This is a genomic window from Pedobacter nototheniae, from assembly GCF_004335085.1.
Lineage (GTDB): Bacteria > Bacteroidota > Bacteroidia > Sphingobacteriales > Sphingobacteriaceae > Pedobacter > Pedobacter nototheniae.
Map to the genome: position 1 here is coordinate 58,395 of NZ_RQRS01000022.1, position 24,001 is coordinate 82,395.

Sequence of the window (24,001 nt, forward strand, 5' to 3'; positions counted from 1 at the left end):
TAAACGGACTAAGAAAATATATAAACCTCTTCAAGTTAAATCTTGAAGAGGTTTTTTTTTTTATTAAAATCTACTTCCAAGTTGCAGGTATCTGCCAAATTTATTTGAGAGCCTATTATACTATGTACCTTAAATTTTATATGCATAATTTTCTTATGTATATAAAATTTATTTATATTTGAATCATGGCAGTAAATAACGAATTATTTAAAGGCACTTTGCAAACCATTATACTCAATCTTTTATCTGAGAATGAAAGGATGTATGGTTATGAAATAACACAGAGGGTAAAATCTATCACTCAAGGCGAGTTAATGCTAAAGGAAGGCGCTTTGTACCCTGCATTACACAAATTAGAAGCAGATGGTTTGTTGGAAACCACAACTGAAATTGTTGAAAATAGATTGAGAAAATACTATTCGTTATCTAAAAATGGCGAAAAGGAGGTTGTAAATAAATTACAGGAAGCAAAGGATTTTATTGCTCAACTACAATTATTATTGAACTTAAAGCCTGCGATTTAAATGGTATTAACTGCGCAACAAACTCAAAAGCTTAAAGATTATATTTTTAGTGCTTCAAAATACAGGGAAACATATAATGAAATCTACGATCATATCTTAAATGCGCTTGCAGATCAAAATGAGCCTTATAGTATTGAGCTTGTATCCAGAATTGTTCATAATGACTTTGGTGACTTTAAAGAAATTAGAAAACAGGAGCGTCTTTATCAACAACAAATTAATAAGAAATATGCAAGGCTTTTTAGATTAGAAATTGCGAACTCATTTAAATGGCCGGGTTTATTAAGCAATCTTACAATTTTGGCGCTCTGTATTTGTCTTTATTACGGGAGTAAAAGTGCTCCATTTAATATGAAACCTATAACTATCGCTACCTTTTTATGCTTTGCTGCCATTGCTGTTTTTGTTTATAGCAAAATTATATTAAGCAAAAGGAAGAATAATAAATATTCTGTTATGGATAATTCAATAGGCAGTTTGGCTACTATAGGATTGTTTATTGGAAATTTTGTGCTGTATTGGTTTATTACAAAAGATAGCTTAATTAATTTAAGCTATGATTATAAAATAATTGCCATGCTAATACTCTTCTTTTTTTGTAGTGTTTATGTAAGGGCCTTTATAAAATTCTACAATCAGAAAATTAAAATATTAACAATCTAATATGAATCTAACCAAAACGCAACTAGAAAAAATAAGAATCTATCTTAGTGAGATTGGATTTAAATATATTGATGTTCAAATGGAAATCCTGGATCACGTTGCTTCTGTAGTAGAAGAAAGGATGACAGAAAACCCTGACTTATCATTTCAGGATGCTGTAAACCAAACACGAGCCTCTTTTGGTAAGGCAGGTTTTACCTCAATTGAAAAATCGATAGTAAAGGGATTGAATAAAAGATATTGGAAGCTTTTTTTGCACCACTTTTTCTCCTTTTTAGGTTTCAGGTATATTTGGATGGTTTTGTTATCGGGTTTTGGTTTATACCAACTGCAAAATGTAATGGGTAATCAAGATAATTTTTTTAATATATTTATTTCAGCCATTGTTATACTTTTCTCGGTATTGGCTTATAGAGGTTTTAGGGCTGTAGATTATAAAAAATATTTGGTTTATAAAATATCGGGCTCTTACGCTGGTTATGTAGGGATTTTTTTAATGTTTGTATTTGAGGCTATAAATAAACCATCAACAGGTTTACTATTTGGCTTAAACAAAAGCCATTTAATTGTATCGATATTAATTGTCTTTTTTGCAATGTATTATAAAGCTGCGCTTAAAACGATACGAGCAGGAGCTTTAGAAAGTAAAGCTATAGCGGATAAACTAAAGCTTTTGTATAACTAAAACCTATAATTAAAAAGCCTCCAGATTTACATCTAGAGGCTTTTTTTTAATGTTTATAAAATATAGTAAGATCCTATTGGGGCCAATTCTGATTGTGGCTTATCTTCATAAAGTTTGTTATCATTTAACATTTGACAAAGATCTCTTTCTATATTTCTACAAATGGTTGTGGTAGGTGTATCTGTAGGTTTATTTTCAAAAGGATCTTGTAAATGAACCGCCATTTTTTCTACAAGAAGAAAGAAAGTAGCAATTGCAATAACAACAGGAACTTCGGCATAGCCAAAATATTCTATAAGGCCAAAAGGTAGCATTACAATAAATAAATGGATAGACATGTTGATGTACTTGCTGTAGGTAACAGGGAAAATGGTGTTTTTAATTCTCTCTGATCCACCCATATGATTACATAAAGCAGTAATGGTTTTATCAATTTCTATTTGTTGATATTTATTAATCCATCCCTCCGTTAAGGCCTTTTTCAAATCCATTGCATGCAATTCCAAAAGGGAAACGGTTACGTTTCTGCGTTTGTTTATAAACGCCAGTTCATCACTGCTAAGGTATCTTTCTAATCCCTTATTGGCTGGAAAACCGCGTAATGATTGACTTAAAGCATAACACCAGGCAATTTGACGCTTGATAAACTTCTCTTTAAATTCTTCAATTTCATCCAATCCGTAAGGATTTTCTACGAAAGATAAAATCTGTCTGGATAGTGATCGAGAATCATTCACAATTGCACCCCACAAAATCCGGGCTTCCCACCATCTATCGTATGCCTGGTTGGATCTAAAAGCCAATAATAAAGATATTATTGTGCCTAAAAGTGCTGGTACAGCAACTGGAATGGAGATACGCGTAACATGGAAATTTTCATAAAGTACAACAATCCCTATTGAATAAGCAATAACAAAAATTAGTTGTTTCTTTATTTTTCCAAAAATATAAGTGAGGGGAATATTATTTCGTAACAGCATAATAAATTAAATTAATGAGATTGGCTAAACTTTAGAAGTTTGCAATCTGTTTTCGTGAATTTTGGTATCCATTAAGTACTCAGAACTGTTTTCAATTTGTGGTGCGTTTTCAAGCTCCAGTGTTTGGCAGCCACAGCGTTCTGTTAAGTACTTTGGTTCGATACTATATTTGTTAATTTTCTGGAAGTTATAATCTTTCGGGTAAGCAACGCAATCTACCTCAAAGGCTTCAATAAAGTTTTTAAATGCAGCTACTGTACTGCCATAAAAATATTCTATACCGATGCAGTCTATTTTATTTGGATATTTTGCTTTGTACTCATTGAGCTTTAGATAAAAATCATCACTTACGTTTTCATAGTCGCGGCTTCTGCGGCTCAACATCAACATATCCGTTATAGAATCAGATAGTTTGAAAGCATGAACAAAAATGATGTTTAATTTTTCTTCTTTTTGGTTTAAAACCAGTGCATCAATAATTTTAGTGGCATCCGGATTAAAATCTGTAGGGACTAATACTGTTTTCATAACTAATCTTGTTAAATGAATAATTAAATATTTATACAAGAATAGCCCCGAGTTATTATAGCGAAATAAGAACGAGATTAAAATGAGATTAGAATTTACATACTTGTTGGTAATAAAACTTTAATTTCTGTACCAATCATTTCTTGAGATTTAATGGCGATACTACCACGGTGTAGTCTTATAATGTTTAGTGATAGGGGTAACCCTACGCCATAACCTTTATAATTATTAGTGTTGGATGCACGATAAAAAGGCTCGAAAATATGTTGTACGTCATTTTGAGGTATGCCAATGCCCAAATCTTTAACTGTTATAGAAATCATATTTAACTTACTTTCTACACTAACACTAACTGGCATATTGTTTGAATATTTGCAGGCATTGCTAACAATGTTTGTTATAGCCAACTTAATTAGGTTTTTATTTACCTTAATGTTTAGTTGCTCCTCATTTTCGGGTAGGTTATTAAAATCTATTTCTATTTTACTTTCGGGGTGTACCTGGTTTACTGATGCAACTACGTCCCATATCAATTCATCAATTCTAATTTCTTCCCAGGGTTGGTTTTTCCCGTTAAAGCCAGATTGTGCAAGACCTAATAAACTGGTTAAGATATGTTCCAATCTTTCTGCCTCATCTTTTATCTTATTAAGCGCTTTGTTTTGCTTCTCTGTATCTTGTTTAGCCATTAATGCCAGTTCAACCTCTCCGTTAATAATGGTTAATGGGGTACGCAATTCGTGCGAAGCATTGCTGATAAAGTTGTTTTGAGTTTCAAAAGCAGTTTCTAAGCGGTTTAGCATATTATTAAATGTTTGTGCCAATTGCGACATTTCGTCTGCGCCAGGCACCTCTAATCGCAAGTGTAGGTTTTCTGCCTTAATCTTTTTCACACTTTTAATAATATTACGAAGGGGCCGCAACATATAGCCAGAAAATTTCCAGCCTACCACAAAAGATAATATCACCGAAAGGAAAAAACCTGCAAATAGGATTTTTTGTAAATCTTTTAGCTCCCTAAACCCGAAAGGATCATTTGCCGATATAATTACAATATAACCTTGCTGCGGCGTTTCGAAGTATTTACCCGCATAAAAATGATTCTCTATACGGTAGCGGGCCATTTTACCCGAAATAATATTTTGGTAAAAAGTTTCTGGAAGCTCAATATCTGTCTTTAATTTTTGCTTAACCCTTTTATCAGTTTTAATAATATACTCTCTTTCTGATGGAAGCCTTTCCAAATAACGGTTGCGCATTTTGGCATACATATCGTTATTTTCATCTTGGTAAACCTTAATTTGTGCAGCAATATTTACCCTGGCTTCAAGTCTTTTATAAAAATCTTCAAAAGCAAACTCGTTAGAAAAATACCATACAAAACCACTCAAAAGGGAGATAATAATGGCAGATAGAATGGCAAATAAGAGGGTTATTTTTTTAGCAATAGACATTATTTTTCCTTTAAAACATAACCCAATCCAACAGCTGTATGAATAAGTTTGGTATCAGCATTTTTATCAATTTTTTTGCGCAAATAATTTACATAAACATCAACAACGTTTGTGCCCAGGTTAAAATCAATATCCCAAACGCTTTCTAAAATATCGATACGAGATAATATTTTTGATTTATTTTTAGCCATAAACTCTAGCAAACGGTATTCTGTGGCTGTTAATATAATATCAATTTGATTTCTTTTGACTGTTTTTGCTGTTAGGTTAATTTGTAAATCGCCAATATTAATCATCTTATCGTTCATTACCACACCGCTATAACGCCTTAAAAGCATTCTGATACGTGCAAAAAGCTCGGCAAATTTAAAGGGTTTTATCAGGTAATCATCAGCTCCATTATCCAATCCGTTTACTACATTTTCTGTACTCCCTAGGGCTGTAAGCATAATGATTGGTGTATTGGGTTTCTCAGTTTTTATAATTTTGCAAAGCTCCAGTCCATTTATTCCAGGTAGCATAATATCCAAAATAATTAGATCGAAATTATTTTCTTTAGCCATCTTTTCGCCAATTAATCCATCGGGTGCAATGCTCACCGTAAAACCTTCATCTGTTAAACCACGCTTGATTACAGAAACAACGTTTGGCTCATCTTCTACTAATAATAAATTCATCAGCTGGCAAATAATCTAAAAAACATGAAATAACAAAATCTTAATTGAATCATTTTAAAATTGAATGTTATTTTAACGTAACTAAGACATAATTGTTTGATAAACTGGAAATAAGCAGGTTATTTGGGGTTCGGGTTCTACAGGGCATTGGGGAAATAAATTAAACGGATTTGAAATTCGTAGTCATTTATGGTTCGGGATGCGCAGGCTAACATCCCGAACAGCAATGTTCATGCTTGATAATTACAGCAGTTTGAAAAACATGGTATACTCCTGCAACTTTACTTATAGCTAGAACGATAAAGCCCTTCAAAGTTAGTTTTGAAGGGCTTTATATGGAGATAAAAATTAGTTTCCCTTTTCAGATTTTTCTTTTAGAGATTTAAGTCCGCTTTCAAAGTCTTTTCCAATCATTTTATCCATACTAACAAAAACGCACATCCATTTACCAATTAGATTATTATCACCACTCATGGTCCAAACAACCTTTTGGCTACTTCCCTGAGGTGTAATGTCGAATTTAGTATTAGCCAAACTTTCAAAAGGTTTAATAAATTTCAATTCTATATTAACCAACGAATTTGGTTTAGCTTCGGTAATTTTCATAGAACCTTGCCCAGTTTCTTTACCAACCCATTCGTATAAATGTCCGGGCTGTGCAACGGGACCAGATATTGTAATTTTTGCTGTAGGTTCCATTTTAGACCATGGATTCCACTTTGTGAACTCATTAAAATCAGCGATGTTTTTATAAATTACACTATCTGGGGCATTGATTTCTATATTGCGAGATACAGAATATGTTTTAGGCAATAGCAAACCGCCGCCTACAATAATAATAGCCAGAATAACGACTATCCACAATAATACTTTTAGAAATTTCATGTTTATTTGGTTTTTAGTTACTTAAAGTTAACCATAAACCAATTAAGAATGCAAGTCTAGCTACTTTTAATTGTTATGTGTGGCATGGATGCGTTTAATTTAAAGTGCATTAAATCGGCTATTGATTGTGCTTTTTGTTTGATGGTTTCAGCATTTTCGCCTTCAAATAAATCATCAACGGTTTGGTAAAAGATGGCTTTCCAGGTATTAAACTGTTCTTCCTGTAAAGTAGCCTTGTGTTTAAGTTCAAAATGCTTAATCATAGGGTTTCCCTTATAAACAGCTTTGCCAAAAAGAACGCTCTCCCAAAAATCGTACATTTTAGGTAAATGGTGTGCCCAATCTACATTAGCCACTTGGGTAAATATTGGTCCTATGGTAATATCTTGTTCAACCCTTTTATAAAAAGTATCAACCAGTAATATAATATCAGTACGATTAAGAATATCTTTTTTCATGATTTAAATCTTTAAGGCCTAAACAACCTAACGTAATAAGGGTGCTGAATTTTATTACTTCCACAATAATGTATATGATATGATGATAGCTTTTTGCAATAAATTTACCACTCAAAACTAATTTAGCTCTTTCATCTAAAACGGGTAAAAGCCAAAAGGTATCTATTAATAATAAGGTAATTAGCAAATAGAGAAAATCAGTTTTAAACGATAATTTGGTGCTATACATACAAAATGCAATAACAAACATTAACACAAGTTCGATTTTATTTAGCGCCTGAAAAACCAGTTGACCAATACCCAAACCAAGCGGAATAGTAATGCCCGGCGCTTGAAATTTTAATGGAGCTTCTAAAAAGCTGATGCCTGCTATAAGACCAGCCCAAAAAATAATGCAAAATGTTGCTATATGCTTTTTCATTATTGAAGCAAATATCTGGTTAAAGCATCATTAAAAAATGATAGCCATCATAAAATTAAAAAGATATTACTTGTTTAGTATTAGCTCAAGTGTGGCGTAATTAATAGAGGCTTTATATTCCATTAAAATATCGCCTCCAATAATACAAGCAATAGGTGGGTGCCCAAACTGCTGGTAAGTTTCGCTTACCGATTGCAAATCGAAGGCAACGGTATGGTAATTCTTAATTTTTAGTTTACCAATTTTTAATTCAGGTATTGTAGCCTGTATTGTAGTTGTGGTAGTAAAAAGGGTGGCGGCATTAATCTCATCGCTCACTTGTAAGGTTTCGGCAAGATGTTGCTCAATTAAGGCTTTATCAAAAACACTACGTGATGCACCGGTATCTAGTACGGCAAAATGTTTCTTTTTAAAAACAACAACTTCCATCAAAAGATGGAAGCCGTCGTCTTGTAAGTTTATAAGTTTAAGTGGGATAGAAATTGATTTCATTTAAACCAATTTCATTTCAGCCAGTACGCTATTCATATTTCTAACGGCATCAGCACTTTTATTAAATGCCGCTTGCTCATCATCAGTTAATTTAAAATCAATAATTTTTTCCCAGCCGCTGCGGCCAATAATTACAGGTACGCCTAAACAAATATCTTCTTGTCCGTATTCTCCCTCTAAAGAAACGCAGCAAGTAAATAATTTTTTCTCATCGCGTAAAATAGCTTCCACTAAAGCTGCTCCGGCAGCACCAGGAGCATACCAGGCAGATGTGCCGATTAAGCCAGTTAGTGTAGCACCACCAACCATAGTATCAGCAGCTACTTTATCAAGCGTAGCTTTATCCAATAAATTACTTACTGGCAAACTTTGGTAAGTTGCTAGGCGAGTTAAAGGGATCATAGTTGTATCGCCATGGCCGCCAATAACAAACCCCTGTAAATCGTTAGGGTTGCAATCTAAAGCTTGAGATAGATAAAATTTAAATCTCGAACTATCCAAAGTACCACCCATACCAATAATACGGTTTTTAGGCAAACCTAAAGATTTAAGTGCAAGGTAAGTCATGGTATCCATAGGGTTACTGATTACAATAATAATAGCCTCTGGAGAAAATTTTAATATATTTTCGGCAACGCCTTTAACAATTCCCGCGTTTATACCAATCAGTTCTTCACGGGTCATACCTGGTTTACGAGGTAAGCCCGAAGTGATAACCACTACATCAGAACCTGCAGTTTTACTATAATCGCCGGTAACTCCGGTAATTTTTGTATCGAAACCTAAAAGGGTAGCAGTCTGCATCATATCAATGGCTTTACCTTCGGCAAAACCCTCTTTAATATCCAATAACACCAATTCATTTGCTAACTCTTTTCGAGCAATATTATCTGCACATGTTGCGCCAACTGCGCCTGCACCTACAACCGTTACTTTCATATATCTTATTTTATTGGTTTGCTGTATTAATTATCAATCGAAGTTATAAATAAATATAGGCTTAAAAAATCCTTTTCAAAACTTTATAATTTATTGACGGTTTACTTAGTGTAATCAATCGTTTTGCAAATATGAAGGCGATGAATAGGAACATGGAAAACAAACCAATAGATATACACGTAGATGTTTTAAGTTTTGCCGGGCGTTGGTATTCTTTATATTCCATCCCTACATTTATGGATTCGCACTGGCGCCATACTATAGAAACTTATGTAATTCATCCTGATGGTTATTACGCAGTTTTTACAACTTATAATGTTATTGGCGAAAGGAAAAAGAAATACCTGCGATCCAAACTTTTTGTGGTGCCCAAAAGTGGTAATTCGAGAATGAAAGCTCAATTTGTGTGGCCTATTAAAATTGATTATTGGATTATAGAACTGGCAGAAGATTATAGTTATATGGTTGTTGGGCACCCAAAACATAAATACCTTTTTATTATGGCACGCAAGCCAGAAATGGATGCAGATTTATTAAATGAACTTATCTACAGATGCAAGCAACGTGGCTACGATACCGAAAAACTTGTAAGTCAGGAACATTTTAAGGTTTCTAAATTGACTAAGTAGTTACTGTTTTTTTGTTGTTATTATTAAGATTATTTTTCTTATTGAAGATAATATTTGGAGCAGAATATGTGGTGGGTTAATAATTTGAGAATCTGTTTTTATCAACTATTTATTTCTTTTTGTTGATAATTTACTGACAACTTCCGGCATCAAATTTCTTATTTTTGAAGAACCGTTTATATTCCCGAACGGCTAATTCTTTACCACAACATATGTACTTAATTTTTGATACTGAAACCACTGGTTTGCCCCGTAATTATAACGCACCAATTACCGATACCGATAATTGGCCACGTTGTATTCAAATTGCCTGGCAACTGCATGATGAGATGGGGAGATTGGTAGAGCATCAAGATTATTTAGTTAAACCAGAGGGATTTAACATTCCTTACGATGCAGAGCGAATTCACGGTATTTCTACCGAGCTAGCCACCGAACAAGGTATTGGCTTTGATGAAATGCTTGCAAAGTTTAATGAAGTTTTAAATAAAGCCAAGTTTATTGTTGGTCAAAACGTTGGTTTTGATGTAAACATTATGGGTTGCGAATTTCACCGTTTTGGTGTTGCCAACCGCCTTGCAGAAATGCCAGTACTGGATACCTGTACCGAAGTAACAGCCGATTTACTGAAATTACCTGGCGGTAGAGGTGGGCGTTTTAAATTACCAACCTTAACCGAGTTGCACTCTTATTTATTTGGAGTACCTTTTAGTGAGGCGCACAATGCAACAGCCGATGTGGAAGCAACAACGCGTTGCTTTTTAGAATTGGTAAAACGAGAGGTTTTTAAAAAAGAAGAATTACTGGTTGATGTTGAATACTTTCCACGTTTTAGAGAGGTAAATCCTGGTGAAATTGGAACATTTGGAATTCAGCATATTAACCTTAAGTCAGCGTCTGACGAGATTCGAAAACGCATTCAGAAAGCCGAGGGTGGAGGGGTATCAAAACAAGAACTTGCCGAAAATAAACAAGAGCTTGCTGCAGCTACATTTGTGCACCTGCATAACCACACACAGTTTTCCGTTTTACAAAGTACCATTAGTATTCCTGATTTAGTAAAAGCAGCAGCAGCACAAAAAATGCCAGCCGTTGCCATGACGGATCATGCAAACATGATGGGTGCATTTCACTTTGTAAACCATGTTTTAAACCATAATAAAGCTGCCGAAGCAAAAAATGCAACAGCAATTGAAGCAGGAGAACGACCTACAGAAATTGTGATGAAACCTATTGTAGGTTGTGAGTTTTTTGTATGCGATGACCATTTGAATAAAACGGTTAAGGATAATGGTTACCAAATGGTACTGTTGGCTAAAAACAAAAAAGGCTATCATAATTTAGCTAAAATGTCATCCATTGCCTATACAAAAGGTTTTTATTACGTGCCACGTATTGATAGAGCCATTATAGAGCAATATAAGGATGATATTATAGTTTTATCTGGTAACCTCGGAGGTGAGGTATCAAACAAGCTTTTAAACATGGGCGAAGCTCAGGCAGAAGAAGCTCTAATTTGGTGGAAAGAGAAGTTTGGTGCAGATTTTTACGTGGAAATTATGCGCCATAATCAAGAAGATGAAGATCGTGTAAACGTTGCCTTAATTAGCTTGGCCAGAAAGCATGATGTTAAAATGGTAGCCACCAACAATACCTATTACATCAATAAAAAAGATGCAAATGCCCACGATATTTTACTTTGTGTAAAAGACGGCGAAAAACAGGCCACTCCAATTGGACGTGGTCGTGGCTATCGTTATGGTTTACCAAACCAAGAATATTATTTTAAAAATGCAGATGAAATGAAGGCACTCTTTGCCGATTTACCTGAAGCAATTTTAAATATACAAGAGATTGTAGATAAGATTGAAATTTATAAACTCGCCCGCGAAGTACTCTTACCTAAATTTGATATTCCAGAGCAATTTTTAGTTGCCGAGGATGAAGCCGATGGAGGTAAACGTGGTGAAAATAAATTTTTACGACACCTTACTTATGAAGGTGCAAAGATTAGGTACGGAACCCTAACACCTGAAGTTACCGAGCGTTTAGATTTTGAATTACAAACCATTGAGAAAACCGGATATCCGGGTTATTTCTTGATTGTACAGGATTTTATTGCCGAAGCCCGACGCAGAGATGTATCTGTAGGACCAGGACGTGGTTCTGCGGCAGGCTCTGTTGTAGCCTATTGTTTATGGATTACCAATATTGATCCAATTAAGTACGATCTCCTTTTTGAGCGTTTCTTAAATCCCGATCGTGTATCCATGCCCGATATTGATATCGATTTTGATGATGAAGGCCGTGGTCGGGTTATGGAATATGTAATAAATAAATACGGTTCCAGTCAGGTAGCTCAAATCATAACTTATGGTACCATGGCGGCAAAATCATCTATCAGAGATACGGCCCGCGTGCTGGATTTACCGTTATTTGAAGCCGATAAAATTGCCAAGCTGATTCCAAACATGAAGCTGGCTAAAATCTTTAATCTTGATGAAAAAACTTTAAAAGATTCCTTACGCCCTGATGAGTACGAGCGTGTACTTGAATTAAAGGCAATGGGGCTTTTGAAAGATTTAAGTGCAGAAACTATTCAGCAAGCTCAGGTTTTAGAAGGATCGTTGCGTAACACGGGTATTCACGCCTGTGGAGTAATTATTACGCCCAGCGATATTACCAACTTCGTTCCCGTTGCTACCGCCAAGGATTCTGATTTATACGTTACCCAGTTTGATAACTCTGTTGTAGAAAGTGCAGGTTTATTAAAAATGGACTTTTTGGGGTTAAAAACCCTAACCTTAATAAAAGATACGGTTAAACTGGTAAAGAAAAGACATGATATAGATCTCAATCCTGATAATTTCCCGATTGATGATGTATTAACTTATGAGCTTTTTCAACGTGGTGAAACCATCGGGATTTTCCAGTATGAAAGTCCAGGTATGCAGAAATATATGAAAGAGTTGAAACCTACGGTTTTCGACGATTTAATTGCCATGAATGCCTTATACCGCCCTGGCCCTATGGAATATATTCCGAGTTTTGTTAGGCGTAAAAATGGTGAAGAAGAAATTAAGTACGATTTAGACGCTTGTGAGGAGTATTTAAAGGAAACCTATGGTATTACCGTTTACCAAGAGCAGGTAATGCTTTTATCGCAAAAGTTGGCAGGCTTTACCAAAGGTGAGGCCGATGTTTTGCGTAAGGCAATGGGTAAGAAACAAAAGGATGTACTGGATAAAATGAAACCTAAATTTGTGAAGCAAGCGGCAGAAAAAGGCCACGATGCTACAACTTTAGAAAAAATTTGGAAAGATTGGGAAGCATTTGCATCCTATGCGTTTAATAAATCGCACTCTACCTGTTATGCTTGGATTGCCTATCAAACCGCTTATTTAAAGGCACATTATCCGGCAGAATATATGGCTGCGGTACTTTCCAATAACATGAGTGATATTAAACAGGTAGCCTTTTTTATGGAAGAATGCCGCCAAATGGGTGTTGTGGTTTTAGGTCCAGATGTGAACGAATCTGATCTTAAATTTTCGGTAAATGCCAAAGGAGAAGTCCGTTTCGGCATGTCGGCTGTAAAAGGAGTTGGAGAAAAAGCGGTAGAAAGTATTATCGAAGAACGCTTGGCTAATGGAAGCTTTGCTAATGTTTACGATTTTGCAAAAAGATCAAATACACGTATAGTAAATAAAAAAGCTTACGAAAGTTTTGTTTATAGTGGTGCTTTTGATGCTTTTGGTGGGCATAGAGCGCAATATTTCTATATCGGACCTAATGATAAAATGAATGGGATTGAAAAAATTATTAAGTACGCCAATGATTTTCAAAATAACGAAAGCACTTCTCAAGCTTCATTGTTTGGGGGCTCAAAAGCAGATTTAATTTTAGAACCTTCACTCCCTGTTTCTCCTGAATGGGCATTGATTGATCGTTTAAAATATGAAAAAGATGCGATTGGGATTTTCCTTTCAGGACATCCACTTGATAATTATAAATTAGAACTCGATCGTTTCTGTACGCATAACGTTAAGCAACTTAGTATTATCAATAAAGTGCGGATGGGTGATACTAATGAAGACGTATTAGCAGAGTTTGATAAATTAAAAAATCGCGAACTTTGTGTAGGCGGTTTGGTGGTTACAGCTTCGCAAAGGGTTACTAAAACAGGAAAACCATTTGGTACCTTCGTTTTTGAAGATTATGATGATGCTTGCGAGATGGCATTATTTGGCGAAGATTTTATTAAATTCAAATCGTTTTTAACTGAAGGCTATTTCCTTCAAATTAGAGGTAGAGTAGGCGAACGTTTCGGTAAAGCCGGAGATTGGGAATTTAAAATTACAGCCATTAATTTACTATCAGATTTACGCGATAAATTAGCTAAAAGCATTACCATTCAAGTACCTATTGAAAGGATTAACGATGAATTGATGCGACAAATTGAAGCCATTTTAGCAGATAATAAGGCTAATTCTGAACAACAAAACTGCCAGTTAAATTTTGCTATTTACGATCGCGAAAAAGAAATCATGTTGGATTTACCATCTAAAAGTCTAAAAATCAATCCTAATAATAGATTTTTAGAACAATTGGTTGGTTTACACGTTGTTAATTATAAGTTGAACTAAAGTTTAGGCAGAAAGCTTAAAGGGAGAAATTTACAGCGACTATTTTACGTCTTCTATCTTTAAGCCCTCTCCCTCAAAATAATGTCAAATTGGCATTACGTTATAGCTGGCATTAGAATTGAATACATATATTTGAACATAAAAAAATAATTATGGCATTAGAAATCACAGATGCAAACTTCGAGGAAGTTGTATTAAAATCAGATAAACCCGTATTAGTAGATTTTTGGGCAGAATGGTGTGGCCCTTGTCGCATGGTTGGTCCTGTAGTAGAAGAAATCGCTAAAGAATATGATGGTAAAGCAATCGTAGGAAAAGTGAATGTTGATAACAACCCTCAAATTTCAATGCAATTTGGAATCAGAAACATTCCTGCTTTATTATACTTTAAAGATGGTCAAGTTGTTGATAAACAAGTTGGAGCAGTTCCAAAATCAGTATTAGCTGAAAAATTAAACAAGCAATTAGCTTAAATAAAGTTGTAAGCTGAAAGGATGAGCGTTTAACACTGATCCAAATTAAAAGCTTCACTAATAATATTACAAAAACCCGGATTCATTTATAAGATTCCGGGTTTTTTATTAGATAATTTTTTTGTTCTTTTAACAAATAATCATTTTCCTTATGAAACTGTTCACTAACAAAACCTCAAATTTACTTTTAGCTGGTTGTTTATTAAGTTCTGTTGCGCTTGCTCAAAACCCAGTTGAAACTCAAGAACCATCAGCTGATTTTAAGCCAGCTTTTACAGGGCAAACCAGAATTAAAGGTGTAAAAACGAAAACAGAATTAGATATTTCTATCATTAACGCTAAACTGGAAAATCCATGGGGAATTTCAAATCTTCCAAACGGTGGTTTTCTAATTTCGCAAAAAGCTGGAACGATGGTTATTTTAACACCAGATGGAAAGCTGAGTAAAAAAATAACAGGCTTGCCAAAGGTAGATCCTTCTGGTCAGGGCGGTTTATTGGATGTAACATTAGATCCGAATTTTGCTAAAAACAGAATGGTTTACTGGGCTTATTCAGAACCTCAAAACAAAGGCGTTTTGCTGGCAATTGCAAAAGGAAAATTATCGGCGAGTGAAACTTCAATAGAAAATCAAACCATTATTTATCGTGCTACGCCAGCATATTCTGGTAAATTGCAATATGGATCGAGAATTGTTTTTGATAAAAACGGAAACCTATTTGTAAGTACTGGAGAACGATCAGGCAATGATATTAGAATTCAGGCACAATATTTAAATTCTTCATTAGGTAAAATTCTTCACTTAACACCAGAAGGAAAACCTGTTGCAAATGGACCATTTGCAGGTAAAGCCGATGCCCGACCAGAAATATATGCTTATGGATTACGTAATCCTGATGGTTTAGCAATTAATCCGCAAACAGGCGATTTATGGGAGGCAGAGTTTGGCCCTAAAGGTGGCGATGAGGTTAATATTATTAAACCAGGTAAAAATTATGGCTGGCCAATTATTACTTATGGTACAGAATATAGTGGTAAAAAAGTTGGCGATGGCATTCAGCAAAAGGAAGGAATGGAACAACCAATTTATTATTGGAACCCTAGTATTTCGCCAGGCTCAATTGCTTTTTATAACAGCAACAGCATAGCCGAGTGGAAAGGTAATTTGTTTGTTGGTGCACTTAGTGGCTCGCATATTATCCGTTTAGTAATTAACGAAAATAAAATTGTGGGCGAAGAAAGACTTTTAGAAGGTAAAGGCGAACGTTTCCGAGATCTTGTTGAGGGAAAAGATGGAGCACTTTATGCTATAACTGATAACGGCAATCTGTACAGAATCGCTAAAAAATAAGATATTAAAAAGCGTAGTTTTCCTTTTCTTTAAGTAACAACTCTTCCTTTGTCAATTGTTTTTTTAGTAGTTTTTTCAAAAAAATAATAGAAAATAAGAAGAAAGGAACAGATAAAATGCTGATTACGTAAATTAATGATGGAACAGGCTCTTTATAAAAATCAAATAGAAAACCTATTTGTAAAATACTAAGCAGCACAAAGAATATTGATGCAGGCCAAATGATTATTTTTATACTTTTTAAAAGTTTGATAAGCTCTTCAGAACCATTAATTTTTAAAACCATATACTTGAGAAAAAACATCAGTAATGCAGTTAATAAAAAAAGGTTTCTAAATAAATCTTCAGTATTGTGATCTTGTTTTAGGATTTTTAATACATTAATAACCAAGCTAACTGTAATTGTATTAATAATTAATCCATTAACAATCAGTATTATATTGGCGATAAAATTTTCTTTCTTAGTCATTTAGAGCGATGTTTTTACTAAATTAGAAAATCTAATTATAAAAAACAAACCCCGAAATTAGGTTGCTGATTTCGGGGTTTGGTATGTTTGAAAAGGATTATTTTTTATAAAAACTAGTTTTCATACCTAGTATTTTCCAAATTTATAGGTTAAGCCAACACCCAAAGTTTCCTTAAGTTGTAATTTCCCAATTTGGTTGTTATCATAAAATAAATCAGCTGTAATTTGTGTAGAAATAAAGCGGTTAACTTTAAGATCTAAAACTCCTGAATAGGCCAAAACGAGATTCTGTGGGTCTTTTAAATAATTACTAAAAATGCCAAAACGATTATCTAATGAGATATTTTCCATCAACTTTGTTTTATAGCGCCCACCAATATAAGCACCCAGTTGATAAACAAAATGCTTACCCGGATCTACACCAAAAGCTTGTGTTAAAATGCCATCATGATCTGGATCAAAAACAGCATTATCCTGAACAAAAGTTAAACGAGAAGTTAGTGGCCTGATGTTAATTTGAAAATTATCATTAGGAATATAATCTACCCCTAAACCAAAAGTTAAATAACCTGGTGATAGAAAATTAGATAAATAACCCTGGTTTGGTTTGCTGTAATCATAACCTTTGCTAAACTGAGTTTTAATATTCAAACCAGCAGCAGCGTACCAATTACTTTGTTTAATTTGGTAGCCGTAATTGGAGGTAAGGTCTATAACATCCTCAACCTTTGTGGTTTGGCTTTTTTGCTCAGATCGTAACCCATAGCCCATTAAAATGCGGTTTTCCCAAAGATTTTTTCCTCTTTTAAGGTTAAACTCATAATCCGTTCTAGCAGTTAAAGCCACAGAATTTATACCACCGGCAACCCAATTAGAAAACGCAGCCTGATTTAATAAAAAGGTGTTTGTACCTCGTACAGTCCATCCTTCTTGCTTTTTTGCAGTATCTAGCTTACTCGCCAGTTTGGCACTTTCCGTATCTACTTTACCGTTTTTAACACTTTGTCCAAAACTATAAAGACTTATCAGGGATGATAAAATTAATAGTAGGTGTTTTTTCATGTTCTTTCGATTTTTTGTAAAAGTAATGGAATTAAAGTCATTTTTCATACAAGTATGTATGGATTCCTTTATAATTAGAAATAGTTAATAAAGATGTATGTTGTAATTTTCCTGATAATTTGCTTGATTTTTATCATTCATGAAAAGAATAAAATACTTTGTTTAGCTTTACATATGCAGACGATTAATTATGGCAACGAAACCAGTTATGGTAATTTAGAGTTACTTGCACAGCAAGTTGTTGAAGGCTTTATAACAGGTTTACATAAAAGTCCTTTTCATGGTTTTTCAGTAGAGTTTGCTGAGCATCGCCAATACAATAATGGAGATAATGTTAAAAATATCGACTGGAAACTGTTCGCAAAAACGGATAAATTATACACCAAAAGATTTGAAGAAGAAACAAATTTAAGATGCCAGTTTGTGATTGATGCATCCTCATCGATGTATTTTCCTGAGCCTGATAATAATAAACTCACCTTTTCTATACAGGCAACGGCATCACTAATGTATTTATTAAAAAAGCAACGCGATGCTTTTGGATTAAGCTTATTTACCGATGAAATTTTATTAAACTCACCAGCAAAATCAACTACAGTTCATCAAAAATTTCTATTTACACAACTTGAAGATTTGTTGCAAAAGCCAAAGGTAAATGCACAAACAAATTTAAGCGAAGCCTTGCATCAGGTTGCAGAGTTGATTCATAAAAGATCATTGGTTATTATTTTTAGTGATTTGTTTAATTCGGAAACTAATCAGCAAAAAACGGATGATTTTTTTGATGCCCTACAACATCTAAAATTTAATAAACATGAGGTTGTAGTATTTAACGTGGTTGATAAATCAAAGGAGGTGCATTTTGAATTTGAAAACCGTCCTTATCAGTTTATAGATATGGAATCCGGCGATAGTATAAAAGTGCACGCCAACCAAGTTAAGGATAATTATAAGCAAGCAATTGCAGATTATAGGCAACAAATAGCCTTAAAATGTACCCAATATAAAATAGATTTGATAGATGCAGATCGTGCAGAAGGATTTTATCCAGTACTTCAATCTTATTTAATAAAACGGCAAAAAATGGGATAAATAGAATTCTATTTTATTTAACTTTTAGGGGATAAACATCCAAACAAGAAACCATTTGTACTGTTAATAATAAACATCATTTAAACCCCAAAATATGTTAGAAAAAGGAGCAGTAGCCCCAGATTTTGAATTGAATGCTACCCCAGACCAAAAAATAAAGTTAAAAGATTTTAAAGGCAAAAACGTAATTCTTGCTTTTTATCCAGCAGATTGGAGTCCTGTTTGCAGTGATCAAATGGCACTTTATAATGAAACCCTAAAATTTTTCGCAAAACATGATGCACAAATTTTTGGCATTTCTGTAGATAGTGTTTGGTGCCATTTAGCTTTTGAAAATGACAGGAAATTACATTTCCCCTTACTTGCAGATTTTGAGCCTAAGGGAGAAGTATCTAAAGCTTATGGTGTTTATGATGAAGAAGTTGGTGAAAGTAAGAGAGCGCTTTTTGTAATTGATAAGGAAGGAAAAATAGCCTGGAGTTATTTATCACCAACGGCTGTTAATCCAGGTGCCGATGGTATTTTAGATGCATTGGAAGAATTAAATAAGGATTAATTATGAGTTTAAAACCCGCAGTCGGTAGTCAAGATCATGTTCAAGGCAGTGATTCTGCTACAATAGAAATTGTAGAATACGGCGATTATGAATGTCCGCATTGCGGAAATGCCTATCCAATTGTAAAAGAAATTCAAGAAACTTTTGGCGATCAAATTCGTTTTGTTTTTCGAAATTTCCCTTTATCAGAATCTCATGAATATGCTTTTCCAGCTGCCCTTGCTGCAGAAGCTGCTGCTTTGCAAGATAAATTTTGGGAAATGCATGATGCCCTTTATGAAAACCAACATCGAATCAGTGACGATCTTTTCGAAGAACTTGCAACAAAAATAGGATTAGATATGGATCAGTATCGAAAAGATATTGAGTCATCTAATTTAGAACAAAGGATAGAATTTGACTTTGAAAGTGGTGTAAGGAGTGGGGTTAATGGTACGCCTTCATTTTATGTAAATGGCGAAAAATTTGATGGCGGAGTTTCTGATCTGTATCAAATGTTAAAGGAAAGTACGGAGTAAGTTATTGTTGTACAATCTCATTTTGCTCTATTTTGTATAAATATAGGTCTGCTTCATTATAATTTACTGTAGTGAAGCAGGTCTTAATCTCTAATTTTATTGAGTTTATCCAACAAATGGTGTCATTTGTGCACATGAGCAAGCACAATTTGGATCATTTATTTTAAATAATTTTAGAAAATATTGATAAAATCCAATTCTATCTTTCATGGCAGGCATATTTTCACCTTTATCACATTCAAGCTTGCCATTTATAATATTAATAGTCATTCCGAAACCTGATTTATAACCTTTTTGGTTTTCAGCGGCTGTTGGTTTCCATTTTTCAGTAATAACTTCATGTGCAGATGGTTTTAAACTTTGCGGTGTCATCCAAAAATAAATAGCCGTTTCAAATGCAATTTTAGCATTTGAGCTAACCAAATCAGGATTGTTCAATAAAACAGTTTTATCGCCAAAAATACAATCAGAAGCAAAACCATAATTTCCATTGTAACTTAACTGTAAAGGACCTCGACCATAATATTTTTTTCCTTTAGTGGCAGGATAAATTACATTTTGGGTTATGTATGCAGAGTCTTTTTTAGCCTCTTGTATAAGCATTAAACCATCATTAAATTTATTATTCATACCATTTCTGGTTTCATGCGCTATGTGCGCAAATACGGCTGCAAGTTCTTTTTTGCTCGTACAAAAATCAGCATAATCAATTTCAATAACCTGATAAGGCTTTACTTTAGCCCAATTTTCGTCCCAATCCTTATCCTGTCTAACGATAGTTGTTTTACCAGTTTTTTTATCTGTTCGGCTAATTTTATAAATCCAGTCCCCACGTTTTTCAATTTTTACCTTAATCAAAGCCATCTCATTAATCGCGGATTGAAAGGCATTATAACTGTAAAATTTATCTCTTGTTGGGAAGCAGAGGTTATATTCTTTTTCTGAAATAATTGGTTTTACAGGTTTGCTATTAGCTTTACAGCCTAAGATCAGAATAACAAAAAGGAGTGTTAAAAGAGCTGAGGTGTAATATTTAAGCTTCATGAGTTAAAGTTTTTTAAATATAAAAAAAACCCTCATATATTTTTAACAATACATGAGGGATCAGATAAGGGTAACCGGAAAACTAAAAAACTAATTATGAGTTTTTAGAATTTAACAAAACGGAAATCGCTTCTTATGTTTTGTTGGTTCAAAGGTGCGGTTCAATTATGAAGTTTTAGTGAAGATTTTCTTCATGATTTTAGAGGATAGTTATCGCTAACTTTTCACTCAGCATTAAATTGCGTTCCACTATTTAACTCTGATGCCCATTTTAACCGAACTTTTGGACTTTAGTACGGCTACGTGCCGAGTCATCATAATGGTTTTACTTAATTTTCGTTAAAACAATTTATTGTTTTTTAAGGTATTTAAAATGAAGATTTTCATCCCGGTTAATATTCATTTTAAAAATAAAATCCATGAGTAAAAATGTTGCAGAACAATTGGTAGAAATGCTGGTTGAGGTTGGCGTAAAACGTATTTATGCTGTAACGGGCGATAGCCTGAACTATTTTAATGATGCCGTTAGAAAAAGTGGTAAAATTAAATGGATCCACGTTCGTAATGAAGAGGTGGGCGCTTTTGCAGCCGCTGCCGAGGCTGAACTTGATGGCATTGCTTGTTGTGCAGGTAGCTGCGGACCTGGGCATGTTCACCTGATAAACGGTCTTTATGATGCACATCGATCTCACGTTCCAGTAATTGCAATCGCTTCTACCATTCCAACAAATGAATTTGGGATGGAATTTTTTCAGGAAACTAATACCATTAAATTATTTGATGATTGTAGTTATTATAATCAGGTTGCCACAACGGCAGAACAAGTTCCAAGAATGTTTCAAACTGCTTTGCAACATGCTATACACAAAAAAGGCGTTTCAGTATTTGGCTTGCCTGGAGATATTGCGCAGTTACCAGCGGTAGAAAGTGTGACTTCAATGCAGCTGTTTAAAAATAATCCGGTTATTCGCCCTTCGGATGAAGAGCTAAATACATTATCTACATTGCTTAACAGCGAAAAAAAAGTAATGCTTTATTGTGGAATTGGTGCCGCAGATGCGCATGATGAAGTAGTGGAGCTGGCTGCCAAATTAAAAGCCCCTGTTGGTTTTTCTTTTCGTGGGAAGATGGGTATTCAGCATAATAACCCGTATGAGGTAGGTATGACTGGTCTTTTAGGGCAGCCATCTGGGTATCATAGTATGCACGAAGCTGATGTTGTGTTGCTACTAGGGACGGATTTTCCTTACTTTAATTTTATGCCCGAGAAGAATAAAATTATTCAAATTGATGAAAAACCAGAACGACTTGGAAGAAGGGCGAAATTAACAATGGGTTTGTGTGGCAATATTAAAGATTCTATTAAGGCATTATTGCCTCTGCTGGAAGATAATAAAGACGAAAAATTTCTGAAAAGTCAGCTGGAATTTTATGAAAAAGTAAAATCTCAACAACAAACTTATATTGATGATCGTGGCACTGAAAATAAAATTCAGCCAGAATTTGTAACAGATGTTATCAATCGTTTAGCTGCTCAGGATGCCATTTTTACCGTTGATACTGGTATGTGTTGTGTTTGGGGCGCAAGGTTTATTCAAAGTACTGGAAAAAGGAAAATGCTAGGTTCCTTTAACCACGGTTCAATGGCAAACGCCATGCCTATGGCCATTGGGGCAGCTTTAAGTCATCCCGAAAGGCAAATTATTGCTTTGTGTGGTGATGGAGGTTTGTCGATGTTACTTGGCGATTTAGCAACTATTAAACAGTATAATCTACCTATTAAACTTATTGTTTTTAATAACAGGGCATTAGGAATGGTTAAATTGGAAATGGAAGTTGATGGTTTACCTGATAACGAAACGGATATGATTAACCCTGAATTTGCTTTGGTTGCACAAGCAATGGGATTTAAAGGTATAACAGTTTCCAAACCCGAAGAAGTTGAACAGGCTATTGCAAGCGCTTTCGCCGAAAATGGACCAGTTTTAGTAAATATTTTAACAAATCCAAATGCATTGGCAATGCCTCCAAAAGTAGAGTGGGCACAAATAAAAGGAATGACTGTTTCTATGGCTAAACTGATGCTTGGAGGTAAAATGGATGAGGTTTTAGATACAATAAAATCGAATTATAAACATTTGGGAGAGATATTGTAATAATTCCGCACCATACTTTACGTTATTAACTACGTTCTGTAAATTTGTATAGCACTCGGTAGCGATGCTTCCTCAACGCATATAAAACTAAAAAAGCCAGAATATTCTGGCTTTTTTAGTTAAAGGGAGGCAATTAAAAACTAAAGGTTACCCCTTAATTCTTGTTCACGCTCCAGGGATTCAAATAGGGCTTTGAAGTTTCCTGCGCCAAAGCTTTGAGCGCCTTTACGCTGGATAATTTCAAAGAATAAAGTTGGACGGTCTTCTACCGGTTTAGTAAAAATTTGAAGTAAATACCCTTCTTCATCACAATCAACCAAAATGCCTAAATCTTCTAAAATTTTAATTTCCTCATCAATAACACCTACACGCTCTGGCATCATATCGTAGTAAGCTTCTGGTGGAGCACTTAAAAATTCTACGCCTCTTGATTTTAATTCTTTTACGGTTTTAACAATATCTTTTGTGGCAACAGCAATGTGCTGTACACCTTCGCCTTCGTAAAATTCTAAATATTCTTCAATTTGCGATTTCTTTTTACCCTCCGCAGGCTCATTAATCGGGAATTTAGAAAAACCATTTCCGTTACTCATCACCTTACTCATTAAGGCAGAATATTCGGTATTAATTTGTTTATCATCAAAAGAAAGGATATTTACAAAGCCCATTACGTCTTCATACCATTTAACAGCCTCATTCATACGATTCCAACCCACATTACCAACGCAATGGTCAATGTATAAAAGACCTGCATCCGCTGGTGCATAATCACTTTCCCAAACACGATAGCCTGGAAGGAAAGCACCTGTATAGTTTTGGCGTTCAATAAACATATGCACAGTTTCGCCGTAAGTATAAATACCGCTCATTTTTACCTCCCCATGCTCATCTGTTAAAGTTTGAGGTTCCATATAAGGTTTTGCACCACGTTTTGTAGTTTCCTCATAAGCGCTGTAAGCATCATTAACCCAAAGTGCTAAAACTTTAACGCCATCACCATGTTTCTTTACATGCTCTGCAATTGGGTGGTCTGATTTTAAGGCAGTTGTTAAAATTAATCTGATTTTACCTTGTTGCAATACGTAAGAAGCACGATCACGAACGCCAGTTTCAGGTCCGGCATAAGCCAAACTCTGGAAACCAAAAGCTGTTTTATAGTAATGTGCAGCCTGTTTTGCATTACCTACGTAGAATTCTATATAATCCGTTCCATTGATCGGTAAAAAATCTTGCGCTTTAGATATCTTTTCTGCAAATGTTAATGTTTCCATTGTATTTTTTATGTTTTGTTGTTCTGTT

24 protein-coding genes are annotated in these 24,001 nt (G+C 34.5%); 11 read left to right on the top strand and 13 right to left on the bottom strand.

Translation table 11 applies throughout. The features are described from left to right. The first annotated feature begins 185 nt into the window (after nucleotides 1-185). The 3 genes from EHC72_RS17680 to EHC72_RS17690 are packed head-to-tail and all read left to right on the top strand — an operon-like array spanning nucleotide 186 to nucleotide 1,872. Complete coding sequence (locus EHC72_RS17680) at nucleotides 186-524, top strand: PadR family transcriptional regulator (protein ID WP_131539041.1); 339 nt, start codon at nucleotides 186-188, stop codon at nucleotides 522-524. Then, nucleotides 525-1,187: a hypothetical protein gene (locus EHC72_RS17685; RefSeq protein WP_131539042.1), complete on the top strand. Its 663-nt coding sequence runs from the start codon at nucleotides 525-527 to the stop codon at nucleotides 1,185-1,187. Nucleotide 1,188: 1 nt separating this feature from the next. After that, complete coding sequence (locus tag EHC72_RS17690; RefSeq protein ID WP_131539043.1) at nucleotides 1,189-1,872, top strand: hypothetical protein; 684 nt, start codon at nucleotides 1,189-1,191, stop codon at nucleotides 1,870-1,872. A 53-nt stretch (nucleotides 1,873-1,925) separates the two neighbouring features. Here EHC72_RS17690 and EHC72_RS17695 read toward each other — a convergent pair whose 3' ends face one another. The 9 genes from EHC72_RS17695 to mdh form a co-directional block, all read right to left on the bottom strand. After that, nucleotides 1,926-2,852: a bestrophin family protein gene (locus EHC72_RS17695; protein WP_131539044.1), complete on the bottom strand. Its 927-nt coding sequence runs from the start codon at nucleotides 2,850-2,852 to the stop codon at nucleotides 1,926-1,928. A 24-nt stretch (nucleotides 2,853-2,876) separates the two neighbouring features. After that, nucleotides 2,877-3,380 (bottom strand): hypothetical protein, encoded by a 504-nt coding sequence (locus EHC72_RS17700; protein WP_131539045.1) that lies wholly within the window; start codon nucleotides 3,378-3,380, stop codon nucleotides 2,877-2,879. A gap of 95 nt (nucleotides 3,381-3,475) precedes the next feature. Further along, nucleotides 3,476-4,834 carry a sensor histidine kinase gene (locus EHC72_RS17705; protein ID WP_131539046.1) on the bottom strand — a complete coding sequence of 453 codons (1,359 nt, stop codon included), beginning with the start codon at nucleotides 4,832-4,834 and terminating at the stop codon, nucleotides 3,476-3,478. Then, nucleotides 4,834-5,511: a response regulator transcription factor gene (locus tag EHC72_RS17710; RefSeq protein ID WP_131539047.1), complete on the bottom strand. Its 678-nt coding sequence runs from the start codon at nucleotides 5,509-5,511 to the stop codon at nucleotides 4,834-4,836. Before EHC72_RS17710 ends, EHC72_RS17705 begins: the two co-directional genes overlap by 1 nt. A gap of 348 nt (nucleotides 5,512-5,859) precedes the next feature. After that, nucleotides 5,860-6,396: an SRPBCC family protein gene (locus EHC72_RS17715; protein ID WP_131539048.1), complete on the bottom strand. Its 537-nt coding sequence runs from the start codon at nucleotides 6,394-6,396 to the stop codon at nucleotides 5,860-5,862. A 56-nt stretch (nucleotides 6,397-6,452) separates the two neighbouring features. Further along, on the bottom strand, nucleotides 6,453-6,854 hold the full coding sequence (locus tag EHC72_RS17720; protein ID WP_131539049.1) for a group III truncated hemoglobin: 402 nt from the start codon (nucleotides 6,852-6,854) through the stop codon (nucleotides 6,453-6,455). Continuing rightward, nucleotides 6,835-7,275, bottom strand: coding sequence for a hypothetical protein (locus tag EHC72_RS17725; protein WP_131539050.1), 441 nt, complete (start codon nucleotides 7,273-7,275; stop codon nucleotides 6,835-6,837). The genes EHC72_RS17720 and EHC72_RS17725 overlap by 20 nt, the downstream gene beginning before the upstream one ends. A 66-nt stretch (nucleotides 7,276-7,341) precedes the next feature. Further along, nucleotides 7,342-7,767, bottom strand: a complete 426-nt coding sequence (locus EHC72_RS17730; protein WP_131539051.1) for an aspartyl protease family protein — start codon at nucleotides 7,765-7,767, stop codon at nucleotides 7,342-7,344. Next, the gene (mdh, locus tag EHC72_RS17735; RefSeq protein ID WP_131539052.1) at nucleotides 7,768-8,706 is read right to left on the bottom strand and encodes a malate dehydrogenase; all 939 of its coding nucleotides are present in this window, start codon (nucleotides 8,704-8,706) and stop codon (nucleotides 7,768-7,770) included. It lies immediately after the preceding gene. 140 nt (nucleotides 8,707-8,846) lie between these two features. On the opposite strand from mdh, the gene EHC72_RS17740 reads away from it, so the two are divergent. The 4 genes from EHC72_RS17740 to EHC72_RS17755 all read left to right on the top strand — a co-directional run bounded on the left by EHC72_RS17740 (nucleotide 8,847) and on the right by EHC72_RS17755 (nucleotide 15,805). Next, nucleotides 8,847-9,335 carry a lipocalin family protein gene (locus tag EHC72_RS17740; RefSeq protein ID WP_246029457.1) on the top strand — a complete coding sequence of 163 codons (489 nt, stop codon included), beginning with the start codon at nucleotides 8,847-8,849 and terminating at the stop codon, nucleotides 9,333-9,335. Between the two features lie 212 nt (nucleotides 9,336-9,547). After that, on the top strand, nucleotides 9,548-13,981 hold the full coding sequence (gene dnaE / locus EHC72_RS17745) for a DNA polymerase III subunit alpha (RefSeq protein WP_131539082.1): 4,434 nt from the start codon (nucleotides 9,548-9,550) through the stop codon (nucleotides 13,979-13,981). Nucleotides 13,982-14,133: 152 nt separating this feature from the next. Beyond that, on the top strand, nucleotides 14,134-14,454 hold the full coding sequence (trxA, locus tag EHC72_RS17750) for a thioredoxin (protein WP_131539053.1): 321 nt from the start codon (nucleotides 14,134-14,136) through the stop codon (nucleotides 14,452-14,454). A 151-nt stretch (nucleotides 14,455-14,605) separates the two neighbouring features. Next, the gene (locus tag EHC72_RS17755; protein ID WP_131539054.1) at nucleotides 14,606-15,805 is read left to right on the top strand and encodes a PQQ-dependent sugar dehydrogenase; all 1,200 of its coding nucleotides are present in this window, start codon (nucleotides 14,606-14,608) and stop codon (nucleotides 15,803-15,805) included. Nucleotides 15,806-15,809: 4 nt separating this feature from the next. On the opposite strand, the gene EHC72_RS17760 is transcribed toward EHC72_RS17755, so the two are convergent. Further along, a complete protein-coding gene (locus tag EHC72_RS17760; RefSeq protein ID WP_131539055.1) occupies nucleotides 15,810-16,274 on the bottom strand; it encodes a hypothetical protein in 465 nt (154 codons plus the stop codon). A gap of 126 nt (nucleotides 16,275-16,400) precedes the next feature. After that, the gene (locus EHC72_RS17765; protein WP_165585861.1) at nucleotides 16,401-17,336 is read right to left on the bottom strand and encodes a DUF3078 domain-containing protein; all 936 of its coding nucleotides are present in this window, start codon (nucleotides 17,334-17,336) and stop codon (nucleotides 16,401-16,403) included. A gap of 174 nt (nucleotides 17,337-17,510) precedes the next feature. On the opposite strand from EHC72_RS17765, the gene EHC72_RS17770 reads away from it, so the two are divergent. The 3 genes from EHC72_RS17770 (at nucleotide 17,511) to EHC72_RS17780 (ending at nucleotide 19,502) form a co-directional block, all read left to right on the top strand. After that, the gene (locus EHC72_RS17770) at nucleotides 17,511-18,428 is read left to right on the top strand and encodes a DUF58 domain-containing protein (RefSeq protein WP_131539057.1); all 918 of its coding nucleotides are present in this window, start codon (nucleotides 17,511-17,513) and stop codon (nucleotides 18,426-18,428) included. Nucleotides 18,429-18,522: 94 nt separating this feature from the next. Continuing rightward, nucleotides 18,523-18,984 (top strand): redoxin domain-containing protein, encoded by a 462-nt coding sequence (locus tag EHC72_RS17775; protein ID WP_131539058.1) that lies wholly within the window; start codon nucleotides 18,523-18,525, stop codon nucleotides 18,982-18,984. A 2-nt stretch (nucleotides 18,985-18,986) separates the two neighbouring features. Continuing rightward, nucleotides 18,987-19,502: a DsbA family protein gene (locus tag EHC72_RS17780; RefSeq protein WP_131539059.1), complete on the top strand. Its 516-nt coding sequence runs from the start codon at nucleotides 18,987-18,989 to the stop codon at nucleotides 19,500-19,502. A 105-nt stretch (nucleotides 19,503-19,607) separates the two neighbouring features. On the opposite strand, the gene EHC72_RS17785 is transcribed toward EHC72_RS17780, so the two are convergent. Further along, on the bottom strand, nucleotides 19,608-20,546 hold the full coding sequence (locus tag EHC72_RS17785) for a chitinase (protein WP_131539060.1): 939 nt from the start codon (nucleotides 20,544-20,546) through the stop codon (nucleotides 19,608-19,610). A gap of 419 nt (nucleotides 20,547-20,965) precedes the next feature. Between EHC72_RS17785 and EHC72_RS17790 the strand changes: the two genes are divergently transcribed. After that, nucleotides 20,966-22,702 carry a thiamine pyrophosphate-dependent enzyme gene (locus EHC72_RS17790; RefSeq protein ID WP_131539061.1) on the top strand — a complete coding sequence of 579 codons (1,737 nt, stop codon included), beginning with the start codon at nucleotides 20,966-20,968 and terminating at the stop codon, nucleotides 22,700-22,702. Nucleotides 22,703-22,842: 140 nt separating this feature from the next. Here the strand turns inward: EHC72_RS17790 and hppD are convergent, their stop codons facing one another. Continuing rightward, nucleotides 22,843-23,973 carry a 4-hydroxyphenylpyruvate dioxygenase gene (hppD, locus tag EHC72_RS17795; protein ID WP_131539062.1) on the bottom strand — a complete coding sequence of 377 codons (1,131 nt, stop codon included), beginning with the start codon at nucleotides 23,971-23,973 and terminating at the stop codon, nucleotides 22,843-22,845. Nucleotides 23,974-24,001: the final 28 nt, after the last annotated feature.

Coding starts and splice junctions, on each gene's coding strand:
- EHC72_RS17765 (WP_165585861.1), bottom strand. CDS start 17,336: ATGAAAAAACACCTACTATTAATTTTATCATCCCTGATAAGTCTTTAT.
- hppD (WP_131539062.1), bottom strand. CDS start 23,973: ATGGAAACATTAACATTTGCAGAAAAGATATCTAAAGCGCAAGATTTT.
- mdh (WP_131539052.1), bottom strand. CDS start 8,706: ATGAAAGTAACGGTTGTAGGTGCAGGCGCAGTTGGCGCAACATGTGCA.
- EHC72_RS17700 (WP_131539045.1), bottom strand. CDS start 3,380: ATGAAAACAGTATTAGTCCCTACAGATTTTAATCCGGATGCCACTAAA.
- EHC72_RS17705 (WP_131539046.1), bottom strand. CDS start 4,834: ATGTCTATTGCTAAAAAAATAACCCTCTTATTTGCCATTCTATCTGCC.
- EHC72_RS17685 (WP_131539042.1), top strand. CDS start 525: ATGGTATTAACTGCGCAACAAACTCAAAAGCTTAAAGATTATATTTTT.
- EHC72_RS17740 (WP_246029457.1), top strand. CDS start 8,847: ATGAATAGGAACATGGAAAACAAACCAATAGATATACACGTAGATGTT.
- EHC72_RS17780 (WP_131539059.1), top strand. CDS start 18,987: ATGAGTTTAAAACCCGCAGTCGGTAGTCAAGATCATGTTCAAGGCAGT.
- EHC72_RS17755 (WP_131539054.1), top strand. CDS start 14,606: ATGAAACTGTTCACTAACAAAACCTCAAATTTACTTTTAGCTGGTTGT.
- dnaE (WP_131539082.1), top strand. CDS start 9,548: ATGTACTTAATTTTTGATACTGAAACCACTGGTTTGCCCCGTAATTAT.
- EHC72_RS17775 (WP_131539058.1), top strand. CDS start 18,523: ATGTTAGAAAAAGGAGCAGTAGCCCCAGATTTTGAATTGAATGCTACC.
- EHC72_RS17710 (WP_131539047.1), bottom strand. CDS start 5,511: ATGAATTTATTATTAGTAGAAGATGAGCCAAACGTTGTTTCTGTAATC.
- EHC72_RS17690 (WP_131539043.1), top strand. CDS start 1,189: ATGAATCTAACCAAAACGCAACTAGAAAAAATAAGAATCTATCTTAGT.
- EHC72_RS17695 (WP_131539044.1), bottom strand. CDS start 2,852: ATGCTGTTACGAAATAATATTCCCCTCACTTATATTTTTGGAAAAATA.
- EHC72_RS17785 (WP_131539060.1), bottom strand. CDS start 20,546: ATGAAGCTTAAATATTACACCTCAGCTCTTTTAACACTCCTTTTTGTT.
- EHC72_RS17760 (WP_131539055.1), bottom strand. CDS start 16,274: ATGACTAAGAAAGAAAATTTTATCGCCAATATAATACTGATTGTTAAT.
- EHC72_RS17680 (WP_131539041.1), top strand. CDS start 186: ATGGCAGTAAATAACGAATTATTTAAAGGCACTTTGCAAACCATTATA.
- EHC72_RS17725 (WP_131539050.1), bottom strand. CDS start 7,275: ATGAAAAAGCATATAGCAACATTTTGCATTATTTTTTGGGCTGGTCTT.
- EHC72_RS17790 (WP_131539061.1), top strand. CDS start 20,966: ATGAGTAAAAATGTTGCAGAACAATTGGTAGAAATGCTGGTTGAGGTT.
- EHC72_RS17770 (WP_131539057.1), top strand. CDS start 17,511: ATGCAGACGATTAATTATGGCAACGAAACCAGTTATGGTAATTTAGAG.
- EHC72_RS17715 (WP_131539048.1), bottom strand. CDS start 6,396: ATGAAATTTCTAAAAGTATTATTGTGGATAGTCGTTATTCTGGCTATT.
- EHC72_RS17720 (WP_131539049.1), bottom strand. CDS start 6,854: ATGAAAAAAGATATTCTTAATCGTACTGATATTATATTACTGGTTGAT.
- trxA (WP_131539053.1), top strand. CDS start 14,134: ATGGCATTAGAAATCACAGATGCAAACTTCGAGGAAGTTGTATTAAAA.
- EHC72_RS17730 (WP_131539051.1), bottom strand. CDS start 7,767: ATGAAATCAATTTCTATCCCACTTAAACTTATAAACTTACAAGACGAC.